Origin of the sequence: Actinocorallia herbida, from assembly GCF_003751225.1 — a bacterium.
Lineage (GTDB): Bacteria > Actinomycetota > Actinomycetes > Streptosporangiales > Streptosporangiaceae > Actinocorallia > Actinocorallia herbida.
On the sequence record NZ_RJKE01000001.1, the window covers coordinates 7,447,377 to 7,462,810 of the forward strand.

At 70.9% G+C, this 15,434-nt stretch carries 12 protein-coding genes; 8 read left to right on the top strand and 4 right to left on the bottom strand.

The annotated features are described in order from the left end of the window. Positions 1-186: 186 nt before the first annotated feature. A complete protein-coding gene (gene acnA, locus EDD29_RS33990; RefSeq protein WP_123668356.1) occupies positions 187-2,904 on the bottom strand; it encodes an aconitate hydratase AcnA in 2,718 nt (905 codons plus the stop codon). A gap of 388 nt (positions 2,905-3,292) precedes the next feature. Here acnA and EDD29_RS33995 point away from each other — a divergent pair, with 388 nt between their 5' ends. Continuing rightward, on the top strand, positions 3,293-3,907 hold the full coding sequence (locus EDD29_RS33995; RefSeq protein ID WP_123668357.1) for a PadR family transcriptional regulator: 615 nt from the start codon (positions 3,293-3,295) through the stop codon (positions 3,905-3,907). Continuing rightward, entirely contained in the window at positions 3,907-4,443 is a 537-nt protein-coding gene (locus tag EDD29_RS34000) for a DUF1707 SHOCT-like domain-containing protein (RefSeq protein ID WP_123668358.1), read from the top strand. The genes EDD29_RS33995 and EDD29_RS34000 overlap by 1 nt, the downstream gene beginning before the upstream one ends. 140 nt (positions 4,444-4,583) lie before the next feature. Here the strand turns inward: EDD29_RS34000 and eda are convergent, their stop codons facing one another. Beyond that, complete coding sequence (gene eda, locus EDD29_RS34005; RefSeq protein ID WP_123668359.1) at positions 4,584-5,207, bottom strand: bifunctional 4-hydroxy-2-oxoglutarate aldolase/2-dehydro-3-deoxy-phosphogluconate aldolase; 624 nt, start codon at positions 5,205-5,207, stop codon at positions 4,584-4,586. Positions 5,208-5,538: 331 nt separating this feature from the next. Then, positions 5,539-7,335, bottom strand: a complete 1,797-nt coding sequence (edd, locus tag EDD29_RS34010) for a phosphogluconate dehydratase (protein WP_123668360.1) — start codon at positions 7,333-7,335, stop codon at positions 5,539-5,541. Between the two features lie 137 nt (positions 7,336-7,472). On the opposite strand from edd, the gene EDD29_RS34015 reads away from it, so the two are divergent. The 6 genes from EDD29_RS34015 to EDD29_RS34040 all read left to right on the top strand — a co-directional run bounded on the left by EDD29_RS34015 (position 7,473) and on the right by EDD29_RS34040 (position 14,625). Further along, positions 7,473-8,525 carry an ROK family transcriptional regulator gene (locus EDD29_RS34015; protein ID WP_123668361.1) on the top strand — a complete coding sequence of 351 codons (1,053 nt, stop codon included), beginning with the start codon at positions 7,473-7,475 and terminating at the stop codon, positions 8,523-8,525. Between the two features lie 220 nt (positions 8,526-8,745). Beyond that, positions 8,746-10,035: an ABC transporter substrate-binding protein gene (locus EDD29_RS34020; RefSeq protein WP_123668362.1), complete on the top strand. Its 1,290-nt coding sequence runs from the start codon at positions 8,746-8,748 to the stop codon at positions 10,033-10,035. A gap of 70 nt (positions 10,036-10,105) precedes the next feature. Next, positions 10,106-11,095 (top strand): carbohydrate ABC transporter permease, encoded by a 990-nt coding sequence (locus EDD29_RS34025; RefSeq protein ID WP_123668363.1) that lies wholly within the window; start codon positions 10,106-10,108, stop codon positions 11,093-11,095. Beyond that, the gene (locus EDD29_RS34030; RefSeq protein WP_123668364.1) at positions 11,092-11,907 is read left to right on the top strand and encodes a carbohydrate ABC transporter permease; all 816 of its coding nucleotides are present in this window, start codon (positions 11,092-11,094) and stop codon (positions 11,905-11,907) included. The genes EDD29_RS34025 and EDD29_RS34030 overlap by 4 nt, the downstream gene beginning before the upstream one ends. A 68-nt stretch (positions 11,908-11,975) precedes the next feature. After that, entirely contained in the window at positions 11,976-13,580 is a 1,605-nt protein-coding gene (locus EDD29_RS34035; RefSeq protein WP_123668365.1) for a glycoside hydrolase family 13 protein, read from the top strand. Between the two features lie 10 nt (positions 13,581-13,590). Beyond that, on the top strand, positions 13,591-14,625 hold the full coding sequence (locus tag EDD29_RS34040) for a LacI family DNA-binding transcriptional regulator (RefSeq protein WP_123668366.1): 1,035 nt from the start codon (positions 13,591-13,593) through the stop codon (positions 14,623-14,625). Here EDD29_RS34040 and EDD29_RS34045 read toward each other — a convergent pair. Then, positions 14,622-15,404, bottom strand: coding sequence for a dioxygenase family protein (locus EDD29_RS34045; RefSeq protein ID WP_170201693.1), 783 nt, complete (start codon positions 15,402-15,404; stop codon positions 14,622-14,624). The genes EDD29_RS34040 and EDD29_RS34045 overlap by 4 nt on opposite strands. Positions 15,405-15,434 lie beyond the last annotated feature (30 nt).

The window sequence follows — 15,434 nt, forward strand, 5'->3', positions numbered from 1 at the left end:
CGACCGCGGAGCCATGCGAATCCTGCTTAAGGCGGATTATGAGGATTCGACAGGGTTAATCAAGCCCCTACGGCCGGGAAACCCGCTGTGTCGAGCGGCACACCTTCCGCCCTTGCCACCAGATCTTGACAACGGCGAAGCCGCCGCCCGGACGGGATCCGGACGGCGGCTTCGGAGGAACCCGGCCTACTTCGCGATGAGGCTGCGCAGGACGTACTGCATGATGCCGCCGTGCCGGTAGTAGTCGGCCTCGCCGGGGGTGTCGATGCGGACGACCGCGTCGAACTCCTTGCCGTCGGCCTTGACCTTGACGGTCTTGGGCGTGGCGCCGTCGTTGAGCTTCTCGATCCCGACGATCTCGAAGGTCTCGGTGCCGGTGAGGCCGAGCGACTCGGCGCTCTGGCCCTCGGGGAACTGGAGCGGGATGACGCCCATGCCGATGAGGTTCGAGCGGTGGATGCGCTCGTAGGACTCGGCGATGACGGCCTTCACGCCCAGCAGCGCGGTGCCCTTGGCCGCCCAGTCGCGGGACGAGCCGGAGCCGTACTCCTTGCCCGCGAGGACGACCAGCGGGATCCCCGCGGCGATGTAGTTGGCCGACGCGTCGTAGATGAACGACTGCGGCGCGTCCGCCTGGGTGAAGTCGCGGGTGTAGCCGCCCTCGACGCCGTCCAGCAGCTGGTTGCGCAGCCGGATGTTGGCGAAGGTGCCGCGGATCATGACCTCGTGGTTGCCGCGGCGCGAGCCGTAGGAGTTGAAGTCCTTGGCGGCGACGCCGTTGGCCTCGAGGTACTGCGCGGCGGGGGTGCCGAGCTTGATGTTGCCCGCGGGCGAGATGTGGTCGGTGGTGACCGAGTCGCCGAGCTTGGCGAGGACCCGGGCGCCGGTGATGTCCGAGACCGGTGCGGGGGTCTCGGGCATGCCGTCGAAGTACGGGGCCTTGCGGACGTAGGTGGAGGCCGGGTCCCACTCGAAGGTGTTCCCGGTCGGGATGTTCAGGCCCTGCCAGCGGGCGTCGCCGGCGAAGACGTCGGCGTAGTCCTTGACGAAGAGGTCCTGGGAGATCGAGGCCTCGACGACCTCGGAGACCTCGGCCGGGTCCGGCCAGATGTCCTTGAGGTAGACCGGCTGGCCGTCGGAGCCGAGGCCGATCGGGTCGTTGAGGATGTCGATGTCCATCGTGCCCGCGAGCGAGTAGGCGATGACCAGCGGCGGCGAGGCCAGGTAGTTCATCTTCACGTCGGGGCTGATGCGGCCCTCGAAGTTGCGGTTGCCCGACAGGACCGCGGTGACCGCGAGGTCGTTGTCGTTGATCGCCTTGGAGATCTCCGGCTCGAGCGGGCCGGTGTTGCCGATGCAGGTGGTGCAGCCGTAGCCGACCAGGTTGAAGCCGATCTTGTCGAGGTACGGGGTGAGGCCCGCGCGCTCGTAGTAGCCGGTGACGACCTGGGAGCCGGGCGCCATGGAGGTCTTCACCCACGGCTTGCGGGTGAGGCCCTTCTCGACGGCCTTCTTGGCCAGGAGGCCCGCGCCGACCATGACGTACGGGTTCGAGGTGTTGGTGCAGGAGGTGATCGCCGCGACCGTGACCACACCGTGGTCGAGCTCGAAGGAGGTGCCGTCGGCCAGGGTGACCTGGACCTTCTTGTGCGGGCGGTCGCCGCCGTCGTACTCGGCGGGGGCGTCGGAGGCCGGGAAGGACTCCAGGCCCGCCTCGTCGGCGTCCTTGACGTAGTTCTGGACGTCGCGGCGCCAGGTGTCCTTGGCCTTGGAGACCTCGATGCGGTCCTGCGGGCGCTTGGGGCCGGCGATCGACGGGACGACCGTCGCGAGGTCGAGTTCGAGGTGCTCGGAGAAGTCCGGCTGGGCCTCGGGGTCGAGCCACATGCCCTGCTCCTTGGCGTACGCCTCGACGAGCGCGACCTGCTCGTCGGAGCGGCCGGTGAGGCGCAGGTAGTTCAGGGTCTGGTCGTCGATCGGGAAGATCGCGCAGGTGGAGCCGAACTCGGGGCTCATGTTGCCGATGGTGGCGCGGTTGGCCAGCGGCAGGGCGGCGACGCCCGCGCCGTAGAACTCGACGAACTTGCCGACGACGCCGTGCTTGCGCAGCATCTCGGTGATGGTGAGCACGAGGTCGGTGGCGGTGGTGCCGGACGGCAGCTCACCGGTCAGCTTGAAGCCGACGACGCGCGGGATGAGCATGGAGATCGGCTGGCCGAGCATCGCGGCCTCGGCCTCGATGCCGCCGACGCCCCAGCCCAGGACGCCGATGCCGTTCTCCATCGTGGTGTGGGAGTCGGTGCCGACGCAGGTGTCGGGGTAGGCGACGCCGTTGCGGTCGAACACGACGCGGGCCAGGTGCTCGATGTTCACCTGGTGCACGATGCCGGTGCCGGGCGGGACGACCTTGAACTCGTCGAAGGCGGTCTGGCCCCAGCGCAGGAACTGGTAGCGCTCGTTGTTGCGCTCGTACTCGACGGCCATGTTCAGGCCGAACGCCTTCGGGGAGGCGTAGTTGTCGACGATGACGGAGTGGTCGATGACCATCTCGGCCGGCGCCAGCGGGTTGATCTTCGAGGCGTCGCCGCCGAGGTCGCGGACCGCCTCGCGCATGGTGGCGAGGTCCACGACGCAGGGGACGCCGGTGAAGTCCTGCATGATCACGCGGGCGGGCGTGAACTGGATCTCGGTGTCGGGCTGCGCGTTCGGGTCCCACTGCCCGAGGGCGTTGATGTGGTCGGCGGTGATGTTGGCGCCGTCCTCGGTGCGCAGCAGGTTCTCCAGCAGAACCTTGAGGCTGTACGGAAGGCGGGCCGAGCCCTCGACCGCGTCCAGCCGATAAATCTCGTAGGTCTTCTCGCCTACCCGCAGCTCGCTCTTGCTGCCGAAGCTGTTCGCGGACACTTGCCGTCTCCTCCTACATGAACCGATCTCGCGACCGGCCGACCGATACTGCCGGCTCTCTGAGGCGCGCCATACCTCTGTCTACCTGGGCGCTGCGGGAGGACACCGATGCGCTGCCTGCCTTCGCGGTCCGGTGCTTCCGGTCCTCCACACAGAATCCTGCCCTAGTCCGGAAGCATGCCTGAACTCAGGTCGGCCTAACTTCCGTCACTTTTTCTCTCGACGTCAAGGTAACGCCGATTTGTCTTGACATCAAGTTACCCATCGGTAGGAACCTCACTCGGCGCGCGACGGAAGGTGAGGCGCCGGCCCTTTCAACAAGAGTGTTCTAGATATATCGTCAAGACTATCGAGAACAGTGCTCGACCGATCTTGAAGGGACGCCGCCATGCATGGACGACGGCACGGATGGCAGGGGCCGGGCCCCGACTTCCTCTTCGGCTGGGGCGGGGGCGGGGGCGCCCAGCAGTCCGCCCCGCCCTGGGCACAGCCCGGCTTCCCGTTCGGCCCGCCGCCCGCCAAGGCCAAGCGCGGCGACGTGCGGGCCGCGATCCTCGTCCTGCTCACCGAGGGCCCGCGCAACGGCTACCAGATCATCCAGGACGTCGTGGAGCGCACCGAAGGCGGCTGGAAGCCCTCCCCCGGCGCGGTCTACCCGGCACTCCAGCAGCTCTCCGACGAGGGCCTCATCCGCGGCGAGGAGGCCGACGGGCGCAAGACCTACGCACTGACGGAGGCGGGCCGCACGTACGTCACCGAGAACCCGCCGGAGGCGCCCTGGAGCGACAGGACGGGCGAGCGGTCCAAGGGCGACGGCCCCGGCTGGCCGGTCGGGGAGACCGCCGCGGTCTTCGGCGAGATGGCCCAGCTCGGCAAGGCGCTGGTCCAGGTGGTCCAGGCGGGCTCGCCAGGACAGGTCGCCGAGGCCCGCCAGGTGCTCGGCGACACCCGCCGCAGGCTGTACGGCATCCTGGCCGCCGACATCCGCGAGGAGGAGGCCTGATGTCCGGCATGTCCCGCGATGAGCGCAGGCAGGCCCATCAGCTCGCGCACGAGGCGCGCCGCGCCGCGCAGCTGGCCCGGCGCACCGCGCTGCAAGGCTGGGCCGCGGCCTCCGCCTCTGCCTCGGCTCCCGACACGAGCAGACTCCGGGTGGGCGACACCGAGCGCGGCGCCGTCGCCGACGCGCTGCAGGAGCACTTCGCCCAAGGCCGCCTGGACTCCGTCGAACTCGACGACAGGCTGGGCCGGGCCCTGTCGGCCAAGACGGAGGGCGACCTTCGCGGCCTCATGGACGACCTGCCGGGCCCGCACCCGTGGGAGGCGCGCGTCCCGCACCAGCACGCGCCGGGCTACCGGCCGCGCGAACGCCGCCGTCCGCACCGGGCCGCCCTCGCGCTCTGGCTGTTCCTCGTCGTCGGCCTGCCGCTGATCTTCTTCGGCGGCGGCGCAGTGGCGGTCTTCGCGGCGGTCCGCGTGCTGTTCATCATCGGACTCGTCGTCTTCATCGCCAAGATGGTCCGCCGCTCCCGCCGCTGACGGGACGCGAGGAGGAATACGGGCGGCGTCCCGCTCCCCCACCCGGAGCGGGACGCCGCATGGGACCTTCCGGACGGTGTCGCGTCCGGGGTCCCCGGCACGTCCCCGCATCACCCGTCGCGGCGGGGGGACGTGACGTCTCAGGCGCGCAGGGCCGCCGCCTCCGCGGCGAGCTTCTCGACCCGGACCCAGTCGCCCTGGGCGATCGCGTCGGCCGGGGTGAGCCAGCTGCCGCCCACGCAGGCGACGTTCGGGAGCGCCAGGAACTCCGGCGCGTTGGCCGGGCTGATGCCGCCGGTCGGGCAGAAGGTGATGTCGGGGAGCGGGCCGTGCAGGCCCTTGAGGAAGCCGGTGCCGCCCGAGGCGGTCGCCGGGAAGAACTTCATCGCGGTGATGCCCTGCTCCAGCAGGCCCATCGCCTCCGACGCGGTGGCGACGCCCGGCAGGAACGGCACCCCGCTGTAGCTCATCGCGGTGCGCAGGATGTCGGTGCAGCCGGGGCTGACCAGGAACTTCGCGCCCGCCGCGACCGAGTCCTTGACGTTCTGCGGCCCCGTCACGGTGCCCGCGCCGACGACGGCGCCCTCGACCTCGGCGGCGATGCGGCGGATCGACTCGAGGCCCGCCTCGGTGCGCAGGGTGACCTCGATGACGGGCAGGCCGCCCGCGACCAGCGCCCGGGCCAGCGGCACGGCGCTGTCGGCGTCCTCCAGCACCACCACCGGGATCACCGGGGCGAGGTTCATGAGGTCTTCGGCGCGCATCAGGGTCTCTCTCCTTGGCAGTGGCTCTTGTCGTTCCCCCGGACGGGGTTTCCCCGGGGCCGGCGGCAGGCCCCTCCGCCTGCGCCGCCCCGGGGACGTTTCCTTCGCGGGACCGGCGACCGGCCCCTCCGCCGGAGGCCGGTCCCGCGAAGCGGGAGTCCTCATGGGCCCGGGTCCGGCCCCTCCGCCATCTCCAGGGCCCATGAGGAAGTGCTTCTCCTCACGGGTCCGGGTCCGGCCCCTCCGCCGTTCCCGGACCCGCGAGGAAGTTCTCTCCTCGCGGGCCCGCCCGTCAGCCCCTCCGCGTCGGAGCGGGCCCGTGAGGAAGTCTCTAGAAGACCGAGGCGCCCCTCTCGGCGGGTCCGACCGACGCGCGGAACGCGCCGAAGAGGTCGCGGCCGGTGCCGGACCACTCCTCGGCGGTCGGCGCGGCGCCCTCGGGCTCGCGCGCGGCGAGGTCGGCGGTGATCTCCAGCTTGCCGCTGTCGGCGTCGAACCGGATGAGGTCGCCGTCGCGGACCCGGGCCAGGGGGCCGCCCGCGGCGGCCTCCGGCGTCAGGTGGATGGCGGCGGGCACCGCCCCGGAGGCGCCCGACATCCTTCCGTCGGTGACGAAGGCGACCTGGAAGCCCCGGTCCTGGAGCACCGACATCGGCGGGGTGAGCTTGTGCAGCTCGGGCATCCCCGTCGCCTTCGGGCCCTGGTAGCGCAGCACGATGACGATGTCGCGGTTCAGCTCGCCCGCCTTGAAGGCGTCGAGCACCTGCTCCTGGGTGGTGAAGACCCGGGCGGGCGCCTCGACGGCGCGGTGCTCGGGCTTGACCGCGGAGACCTTGACGACGCCGCGGCCGAGGTTGCCCTCGACCATGCGCAGCCCGCCGTCGGCGGAGAACGGCCGGGACGCGGGGCGCAGCACCTCTTCGTCGCCGGAGGACTCCGGGGCGTCGGCCCAGGACAGGACGTTGTCCTCGCTGAGCGAGGGGGTCCGCGTGTAGTGCGCGAGGCCGTCGCCCGCGACGGTCTTGACGTCGCCGTGCAGCAGGCCCGCGGACAGCAGTTCGCGGATGAGGAAGCCGGTGCCGCCCGCGGCGTGGAAGTGGTTCACGTCCGCGCCGCCGTTGGGGTAGATCCGGGTGAGCAGCGGGGTCACCGTGGACAGCTCGGCGAAGTCGTCCCAGGTCAGCTCGATCCCCGCGGCCGCGGCCATCGCGGGCAGGTGCAGCGTGTGGTTGGTGGAGCCGCCGGTCGCCAGCAGCGCGACGACGCCGTTGACGAACGCCCGCTCGTCCAGGATCTCGCCGACGGGGGCGACCTCGCCGGAGACCGCGCGGCGGCCCGCCTCGGCGGTAAGCGCGGCCCGCAGCGGGGTGTTCGGGGAGACGAAGCTGGCGCCGGGCAGGTGCAGGCCCATGACCTCCATCAGCATCTGGTTGCTGTTGGCGGTGCCGTAGAAGGTGCAGGTGCCGGGCGAGTGGTAAGAGGCGGCCTCGGCGTCCAGGAGCTGCTCGCGGCCGACCTCGCCGACGGCGTACAGCTTGCGGATGCGGCCCTTCTCGGCGTTCGGCAGGCCGGATCCCATCGGCCCGGCGGGCACGAGCAGGGTCGGCAGGTGGCCGAAGGACAGCGCCCCGATGACGAGCCCGGGCACGATCTTGTCGCAGACGCCGAGCATCAGGGCGGCGTCGAACATGTCGTGCGCGAGGGCGACCGCCGTGGACATCGCGACGACGTCGCGGCTGAACAGCGACAGCTCCATGCCCGGACGGCCCTGGGTGACGCCGTCGCACATGGCCGGGACCCCGCCGGCGACCTGGGCGACGCCCCCGGCCAGCAGGATCGCCTTCTTCAGGTGCTCGGGGTAGGTCCGGAACGGCTGGTGCGCCGACAGCATGTCGTTGTAGGAGGTCACGATCGCGACGTTGCGCCGGGTGTTCCCGCGCAGCGCGACCTTCTCCTCGGGCGAGCTGGCGGCGAAGCCGTGCGCGAGGTTGCCGCAGGCGAGCGCGCCGCGCACCGGACCCTGCGCCTGAGCCGACGCCACGCGCGCGAGGTAGGCGGCGCGGGACGCGGCGCTGCGCTCGGTGATGCGGGCGGTGACACGGTCGAGGACCGGGTGGACGGCCGTCATAGGACAACTCCGGGAAGAGATCGGCGAACCTGGGGGATACCTTAGCAAGGAAATCATGAAAACTTCTGTAGGGAAGATGACAAAAGTCACCGATCATCCGAAACAACCGGGCCAAGAGATCGTGGAAGACTGGTGACATGTCGAGATCAGCGGCCACGAGCGGGGAGATCCTGCGGCTCATCCGCGAGGACGAGGTGCAGACCCGGGCCGACCTGGCCAGGCTGACCGGCCTGTCCCGTCCCGTCATCGGGCAGCGGGTCACCGAGCTGATCGACGCGGGTCTCGTCGTCGAACTGCCCGGCGTGTCCAGTGGTGGCCGCCCGGCCGCGCGGCTGGAATTCAACGGCGCGGGGGGACGGGTCCTGGTGGCCTCTCTCGGCCACACCCACGGGCACCTCGCCGTGTGCGACCTCTCCGGGACGATCCTGCGCCAGGAGCCGGTGCGGATCGGCGCCGGCATCGAGTCGGCGATCGAGGGCTGGCAGCGGATGGGCCCCGGGGCCGTACGCGGCGTCGGGATCGCGCTGCCCGGCCCCGCCCACGAGGACGAACGCGTCGTCAAGGCGGTGCGGGAGGTCTTCCCGGTACCGGTGCACATCGACAACGACGTGAACGTCATGGCCCTGGGCGAGCACCGGGTCCGCAACGACGTCTCCGACCTGCTGTTCGTCAAGGCGTCGACCGGGATAGGAGCCGGGGTCATCTCCGGCGGGCGTCTCCAGCGCGGCGCGTACGGCGGCGCCGGGGAGATCGGCCACATCCCCGTGTCCGACGGCCTGCTGTGCGGCTGCGGCACGGTCGGCTGCGTGGAGACCGTCGCGGGGGGCGCGGCGCTGCTCGCCCAGCTCGGCGGGCGGGCCAAGGACCTGCCGGAACTCGCCGCGCTGGCCCGCGCGGGCGATCTGGAGGCCGTCGCGGTGCTGCGCGAGGCGGGCCGCAGGATCGGCGAGGTCGTCGCCGCCGCCGTCAACATCCTCAACCCCGCGGTGGTCGTGCTGGGCGGGGACCTCTCCGGCAAGAACCTCATCGCGGGCGTCCGCGAGAGCGTCTACCAGCGGGCCGCGGCCATGGCGACGCGCAGGCTGCGGATCGAGCCGAGCGTCCTCGGCGACGACGCGGGCCTGCTGGGCTGCGCGACCATGATCCTCGACCACATCCTCGCGCCCGCGGCCGTCGACGCCGCGCTGTAGGCGCTTCCCCCGTAAGCCCCGCAAGACACAGGCCTCTCTATGAGAGGCCTTTTCGGTGTCCGGCGCAACCCCTTCCTGCGCAGGCCTCGCAAGACTTGCAAGCTCTTGCAGAAATCTTTCAGCAAGACTATTTACATTCTTGCAACATCTGGACTAGCGTCCGGGGTCGGTTCCCCTCATCTACCCCGTCATCGCGAGATGACCCCCTAGGAGGAAGCACATGCGGCGCATCCCCATGATCGGTGCCATCACCGGCCTCGCCCTCGTGCTCGCTGCCTGTGGCGGCGGAAGTGACAACGACACCGATCCGAAGGCGTCCACGGCCCTGGAGGGCCGCGGCGAGATCTCCTTCGTCACCGGGAAGGACACCTCAGGCAACCTCCAGAAGCAGATCGACACCTGGAACGCCGCCCATCCCGATGAACCGGTCAAGGTCATCGAGCTGTCGGACAAGGCCGACGAGCAGCGCCAGCAGATGGTCCAGAACGCCCAGGTGAAGTCCGACGCCTACACGGTGCTGAACCTCGACGTCGTCTGGACCGCCGAGTTCGCCGCCAACCGCTGGGTCGTCGAGCTGCCCGAGGCCGAGCTGCCGATCGCCGACCTGCTCGCCCCGACCGTCGACACCGGCCGGTACCTCGGCAAGCTCTACGGCGTCCCGATCGACTCCGACGCGGGCCTGCTCTACTACCGCAAGGACCTGCTCACCGAGGCGGGCATCGACAAGGCCCCGACGACCTGGACCGAGCTGTTCGCGGCGTGCGACACCGTCAAGGAGAAGGTGTCCTCGGCCAAGGACATCGACTGCTACGCGGGCCAGTTCGACAAGTACGAGGGCCTCACCGTCAACGCCTCCGAGGCCATCAACGCCGCGGGCGGCGCCGTCGTCGACGAGCAGGGCAAGCCGACCGTCAACACCCCCGAGGCCAAGGCCGGACTCGACGTCCTGGTGAACGCCTTCAAGGACGGCCACATCGCCAAGAAGGCCATCACCTACACCGAGGAGCTCGGCCGGGCCGACTTCAACGCCGGCAAGCTGCTCTTCCACCGCCAGTGGCCCTACCAGTACGCCTCGGCCAGCAACAAGGAGGAGTCGAAGGTCGCGGGCAAGTTCGACGTGGCCCCGCTGCCCGGCTCCAACGGCCCCGGCGTCTCCACCCTCGGCGGGCACGACTTCGCCATCTCCGCGTTCGCCCCGAACAAGGCGACCGCGCTGGACTTCATCAAGTACATGGCGTCCCCGGAGGTCCAGAAGGCCAACGCGCTCGTCATCGGCAAGGCCCCGTCGGTCGCCGCGCTCTACAACGACGCGGAGATCGTGGCGAAGTTCCCGTACATGCCGTCCCTGAAGACCGCGATCGAGAACGCCCAGGGCCGTCCGAAGGTCGTCAAGTACGGCGACGTGACCACCGCCATCCAGGAGGCCGCCTACGCGGCGCTGAACGGTGACAAGCCCACCGACCAGGCGCTGAGCGAGCTCCAGGCCAAGCTGGAGACCCTCACCCAGTGAGCCCCCGCCGGGGAGGGGCCGTGCTCCGCGGCCCCTCCCCGGCGCTCTGGAGAGGAACCTGGAGAAGAGAATGGCGACCCCCACCACCACCGAGACGGCCACCGCCGTCCCGGGTCCCGGCGCGAAGGCCCGCGGCCAGGGCGCCCGCTCGTCCCGGCGCTTCGCGCTGCTGCTGCTGTCCCCGACCTTCCTCGTGCTGGCGCTCATCGTCGGCTACCCCGTGCTGGCGGGCATCCGCCAGTCCCTGTACAACAAGGACGAAGTCCTCGTCGACGGCTTCGTCACCGAGGGCGAGCGGTTCGTCGGCCTCGACAACTACACCGCGCTGTTCCGCGGCGAACGGGGCGACGCATTCTGGAACGCGTTCTTCAACACCTCGTTCTTCACCGCGACCGCCGTCGTGCTGGAGACGGTGATCGGCGTCTGCCTGGCGCTGATCATGCACCAGGCGCTGCGCGGCCGGGGCCTGGTGCGCGCGAGCGTCCTGGTGCCGTGGGCCGTGCCGACGGCGATGTCCGGCCTGCTGTGGCGCTGGATCTTCCAGCCCGACGGCGTCGCGAACACGCTCCTGCACCAGGAGATCCTCTGGACGGCCGACGGCTGGCAGTCGAAGGTCGCGGTGATCATCGCCGAGGTCTGGAAGACCTCTCCGTTCATCGGCCTCCTCGCCCTCGCGGGCCTCCAGATGATCCCGCAGGACGTCTACGAGGCGGCGCGGGTCGACGGGGCGAGCGCCTGGCAGCAGTTCCGCCGGATCACGCTGCCGCTCATCAAGCCCGCGCTCGCCGTCGCCGTCCTGTTCCGCCTGCTCGACACCCTGCGCATGTTCGACCTGCCGTTCGTGCTCATCGGCGCCAACAAGGAGTCGGTGGAGACGCTGTCGATGCTCGCCTGGTCCGAGGCCGGCAACCTCAGGTACGGGGTGGCCACCGCCTACGCGACGCTGCTGTTCGTCTACATCGCGCTGATCGCCTACGCGTTCATCAAGCTGGCCGGCGCCGACGTCATCGGAGAGGCCCGCGTCCGCAAGACGACCGGGAAGAAGGGGGCCAAGGCATGAAGCGCGTCCTGAACTACGCGGGCCTCGCCTTCGTCGCGGTCTTCTGCCTCGCGCCGTTCTACTGGATGGTCGTGTCGGCCTTCCGCAGGCCGCAGGACCAGTTCGACTCGAGCCCGTGGCCCGCGCCCTGGTCGACCGAGAACCTGCGCGCGGTCTTCGACCCCGACAACATGTTCGGCAGGGCGCTGGCCAACAGCCTGCTCGTCGCGGGCGTCACCACGGCCCTCACCCTGCTCGTCGCGGTCTTCACCGCCTACACCCTCGCCCGGCTCGACTTCCGCTTCAAGAACGCGGTGCTCGGCGTGATCGTCGCGACGTCGATGTTCCCCGGCATCTCCCAGGTGGTGCCGCTGCTCAAGCTGTTCATCGACATCGACTGGATCAACACCTACCAGGCGATGATCGTGCCGAGCCTGGGGTTCGCGCTGCCGCTCGCGGTCTGGAACCTCACCGTGTTCTTCCGCCAGCTCCCGTTCGAGCTGGAGCAGGCGGCGATGACCGACGGCTGCACACGCGGCGAGGCCTTCCGCAAGATCATCATTCCGCTCGCCGCTCCCGGCGTGTTCACCACCGCGATCCTCGTCTTCTTCATGGCGTGGAACGAGTTCATCATCGCGTTCAGCATGGTCAACGAGAAGAGCATGCAGACCGCGACGGTGGCCATCGCCAAGTTCACCGGCATGCGCGGCTTCGACCAGCCGTTCGGCACCCAGATGGCCGCGGCCGTCGTGGTGACCGTCCCCCTGGTCATCGTCGTGCTGGTCTTCCAGCGCCGGATCGTCGTGGGCCTCACGGCCGGCGGCGTCAAGTAGCCCGCGGCCGCGGCGGCGACGCCGCGGCCGCTCTCCACACCCGCACACATCGTCCTTGGGGGGACACCATGCAGGGCTCCACGGTCGCCACGCGGTGGTGGCGCGACGCGGTGATCTACCAGATCTACGTCCGCAGCTTCGCCGACGGCGACGGCGACGGCATCGGCGACCTGCCCGGCATCCGGGCACGGCTGCCGTACCTCGCGGCGCTCGGCGTCGACGCGGTGTGGCTCACGCCGTTCTACCGCTCGCCGATGGCGGACTTCGGCTACGACGTCGCCGACTACCGCGAGGTCGACCCGCTGTTCGGCGACCTCGCCGACGCCGAGGCGCTGATCGCCGACGCGCACGGCCTGGGCCTGCGGATCATCGTCGACGTCGTGCCGAACCACACCTCCGACCGGCACGCCTGGTTCACCGCGGCCCTCGCCGCCGCGCCGGGCTCGCCCCAGCGCGCCCGCTACCACTTCCGCGACGGCCGGGGCCCCGACGGGGCCGAGCCGCCGAACGACTGGGAGTCGGTGTTCGGCGGCCGCGCCTGGACCCGGGTCCCCGACGGCCAGTGGTACCTCCACCTGTTCGCGCCGGAACAGCCCGACCTGAACTGGGAGAACCCGGAGGTCCACACCGAGTTCGAGGACATCCTCCGGTTCTGGCTGGCCCTGGGCGTCGACGGGTTCCGGATCGACGTCGCGCACGGCATGGTCAAGAAGGCGGGCCTCCCGGACGTCGGGCACGGCGACCAGTCCCGGATGCTCGGCACCGATCCGCTGCCCTACTTCGACCAGGACGGCGTGCACGAGATCCACCGGGGCTGGCGGGCGCTGCTCGACTCCTACCCGGGCGAGCGGATCGCGGTGGCCGAGGCGTGGGCGTCGACGCCCGAGCGGCTGGCCCGGTACGTCAGGCCGGACGAGGCGCACCAGGCGTTCAACTTCCATTACCTCGGGACCGGCTGGGACGCCGCGGCACTGCGCGACGTCATCGACGTCTCGCTCGGGACCTCCGAGGCGGTCGGCGCGCCTACCACGTGGGTGCTGTCCAACCACGACGTGCGCAGGCACGTCACCCGGTTCGGCGACGGCGAACTCGGCCTGCGCCGGGCCAGGGCGGCGGCGCTGCTCATGCTGGCGCTGCCCGGATCGGCCTATGTCTACCAGGGCGAGGAGCTGGGTCTTCCCGAGGTCCTCGACCTGCCACCGGAGTTCCTGGTCGACCCGCAGCTCGGCCGGGGCGACGACGCCGGACGCGACGGCTGCCGGGTGCCGCTGCCGTGGTCGGGCGACGTGCCGCCGTTCGGGTTCGGGACGGGTGAAGGCACCTGGCTGCCCATCCCGGCCTCGTGGTCGGGTCTGTCCGTCGCCGCGCAGGAGGCCGACCCGGCCTCGACCCTCGCCCTGTACCGGGCGGCCCTGGCCTTCCGGCGGGACTCCCCCGCGCTCGGCGACGGCGCCCTCGTGTGGGAGGACGCCCCCGAAGGCGTCCTGCGGCTCCGTCGCGAGCCCGGCTTCGGCTGCGCGGTGAACTTCGGCGCCGCGCCCGTCCGGATCCCGGTGGCGGGCGGGATCGCGGTCTCCAGCGTCCCCCTGACGGTCGAGGACGGGCACGTGACGCTGCCGTCCGACGCGGCGATCTGGTGGACGGAAGTCCGCGCCGACCTCGGCGAACGGTAAATTACGGATCATGGCGACACGGCTGGCCGACATCGCGGCTCAGGCAGGGGTCAGCGAGGCGACCGTGAGCCGCGTGCTCAACGGCAGACCCGGCGTATCCCCCGGCACCCGGCAGGCGGTGCTGGGGGCGCTCGACGTCCTCGGCTACGACCGCCCGCCCCGGCTGCGCCAGCAGCGGGCCGGGCTGATCGGGCTCATCCTCCCCGAACTGACCAACCCCGTCTTCCCGGTCTTCGCGCAGACCCTGGAGTCGGCGCTGGTCATGTCCGGGTACACCGCGGTGCTCTGTACCCAGACGCCCGGCGGCGTCCGCGAGGACGACTACACCGAGCTCCTGTTGGAACGTGACGTCGCGGGGATCATCGTGGTCAGCGGCATGCACGCCGACTCCACCGCCGACCTCGGCCGCTACAAGCGGCTCACCGACCAGGGCCTGCCCCTGGTCCTGGTCAACGGGTACCGGGACGGGATCGACGCCCCGTTCGTCTCCAATGACGACGTCGCCTCGGTCGAGATGGCGGTGGAGCACCTGGTCTCACTCGGCCACACCAGGATCGGGCTCGCCGTCGGACAGGCGAGGTTCGTGCCGTCGATCCGCAAGGCCGAGGGGTTCGCGCGGGCCGTCAAGGCGCTGCTGGGCGAGACCGAGCCGGAGCGGCTGATCGCCACCTCGCTGTTCACCCTGGAGGGCGGCCAGGCCGCGGCGGCGCAGCTACTCGACCGGGGCTGCACCGCGATCTGCTGCGGCAGCGACATCATGGCGATCGGGGCGATCCGGGCGGTCCGCCAGCGGGGCCTGCGGGTCCCCGAGGACGTCTCGGTCGTCGGCTTCGACGACTCCCCCCTCATCCCCTACCTGGACCCGGCCCTCACCACGATCCGCCAGCCCGTCCGGGAGATGGCGATCGCCGCCGCGGGCCAGCTCCTCGAGGAGATCGGCGGCAACCGCGTCCCCCGCACCGAACTCCTTTACCGCCCCGAACTCGTCGTCCGCCGCTCCACGAGCCGCGCCCCGAGCGCTCAGCGGGGCCGAGAGCACGGCTAACCGACCTGGAGCGAGCGCTTGGAGAGGCCCATCCAGAAGCCGTCGATGGTGGAGCGCTGGGTGTCGAGTTCGTCGGCGGCGGCGCCGAGGGTGACGAACAGGGGCGCGAAGTGCTCGGTGCGGGGGTGCGCGAGCCGGCCGGCGGGCGACTTGTGCAGGAAGTCGATGAGGCCGTCGACGTCGTGGGCGGCCAGGGCCTCGGCGCCCCACGCGTCGAACTCCTTCGACCAGCCGGGGGCCTGGTCGACGCCCAGACCTGGGTCGAGCCCGCGCAGGTTGTGCGTGAAGAACCCGCTTCCGATGATCAGGACGCCCTCGTCGCGCAGCGGCGCGAGCTTCCGGCCGATCTCATAGAGGCCGGCGGGGTCGAGCGTCGGCAGCGAGATCTGGAGCACGGGCACGTCGGCGTCGGGGTACATCTCCACGAGCGGCACGTAGGCCCCGTGGTCGAGGCCCCGGTCCGGGACGTCCTGGGCGCCCTTGACCAGGGCGCGCACGCGGGCGGCGAGCCCGGGGGCGCCGGGCGCTCGGTACCGCACCTGGTAGTACCGCTGGTCGAATCCCCAGAAGTCGTAGACGAGCGGGACCGTCCGGGTCGCCCCGATCGCCAGGGGCGCGTCCTCCCAGTGCGCCGACACCATGAGCACCGCCTCGGGCCGGGGCAGGTCCGCGGCCCACGCGGCGAGCTGGCCGGGCCACAGCGGGTCGTCGGCGAGGGGCGGCGCCCCGTGGCTCAGGTACAGCGCCGGCATCCTCGACGTCGTCTGCGTGTCGCTCATCGCGCATCCCCTACCCGGAACTCAAGTTTG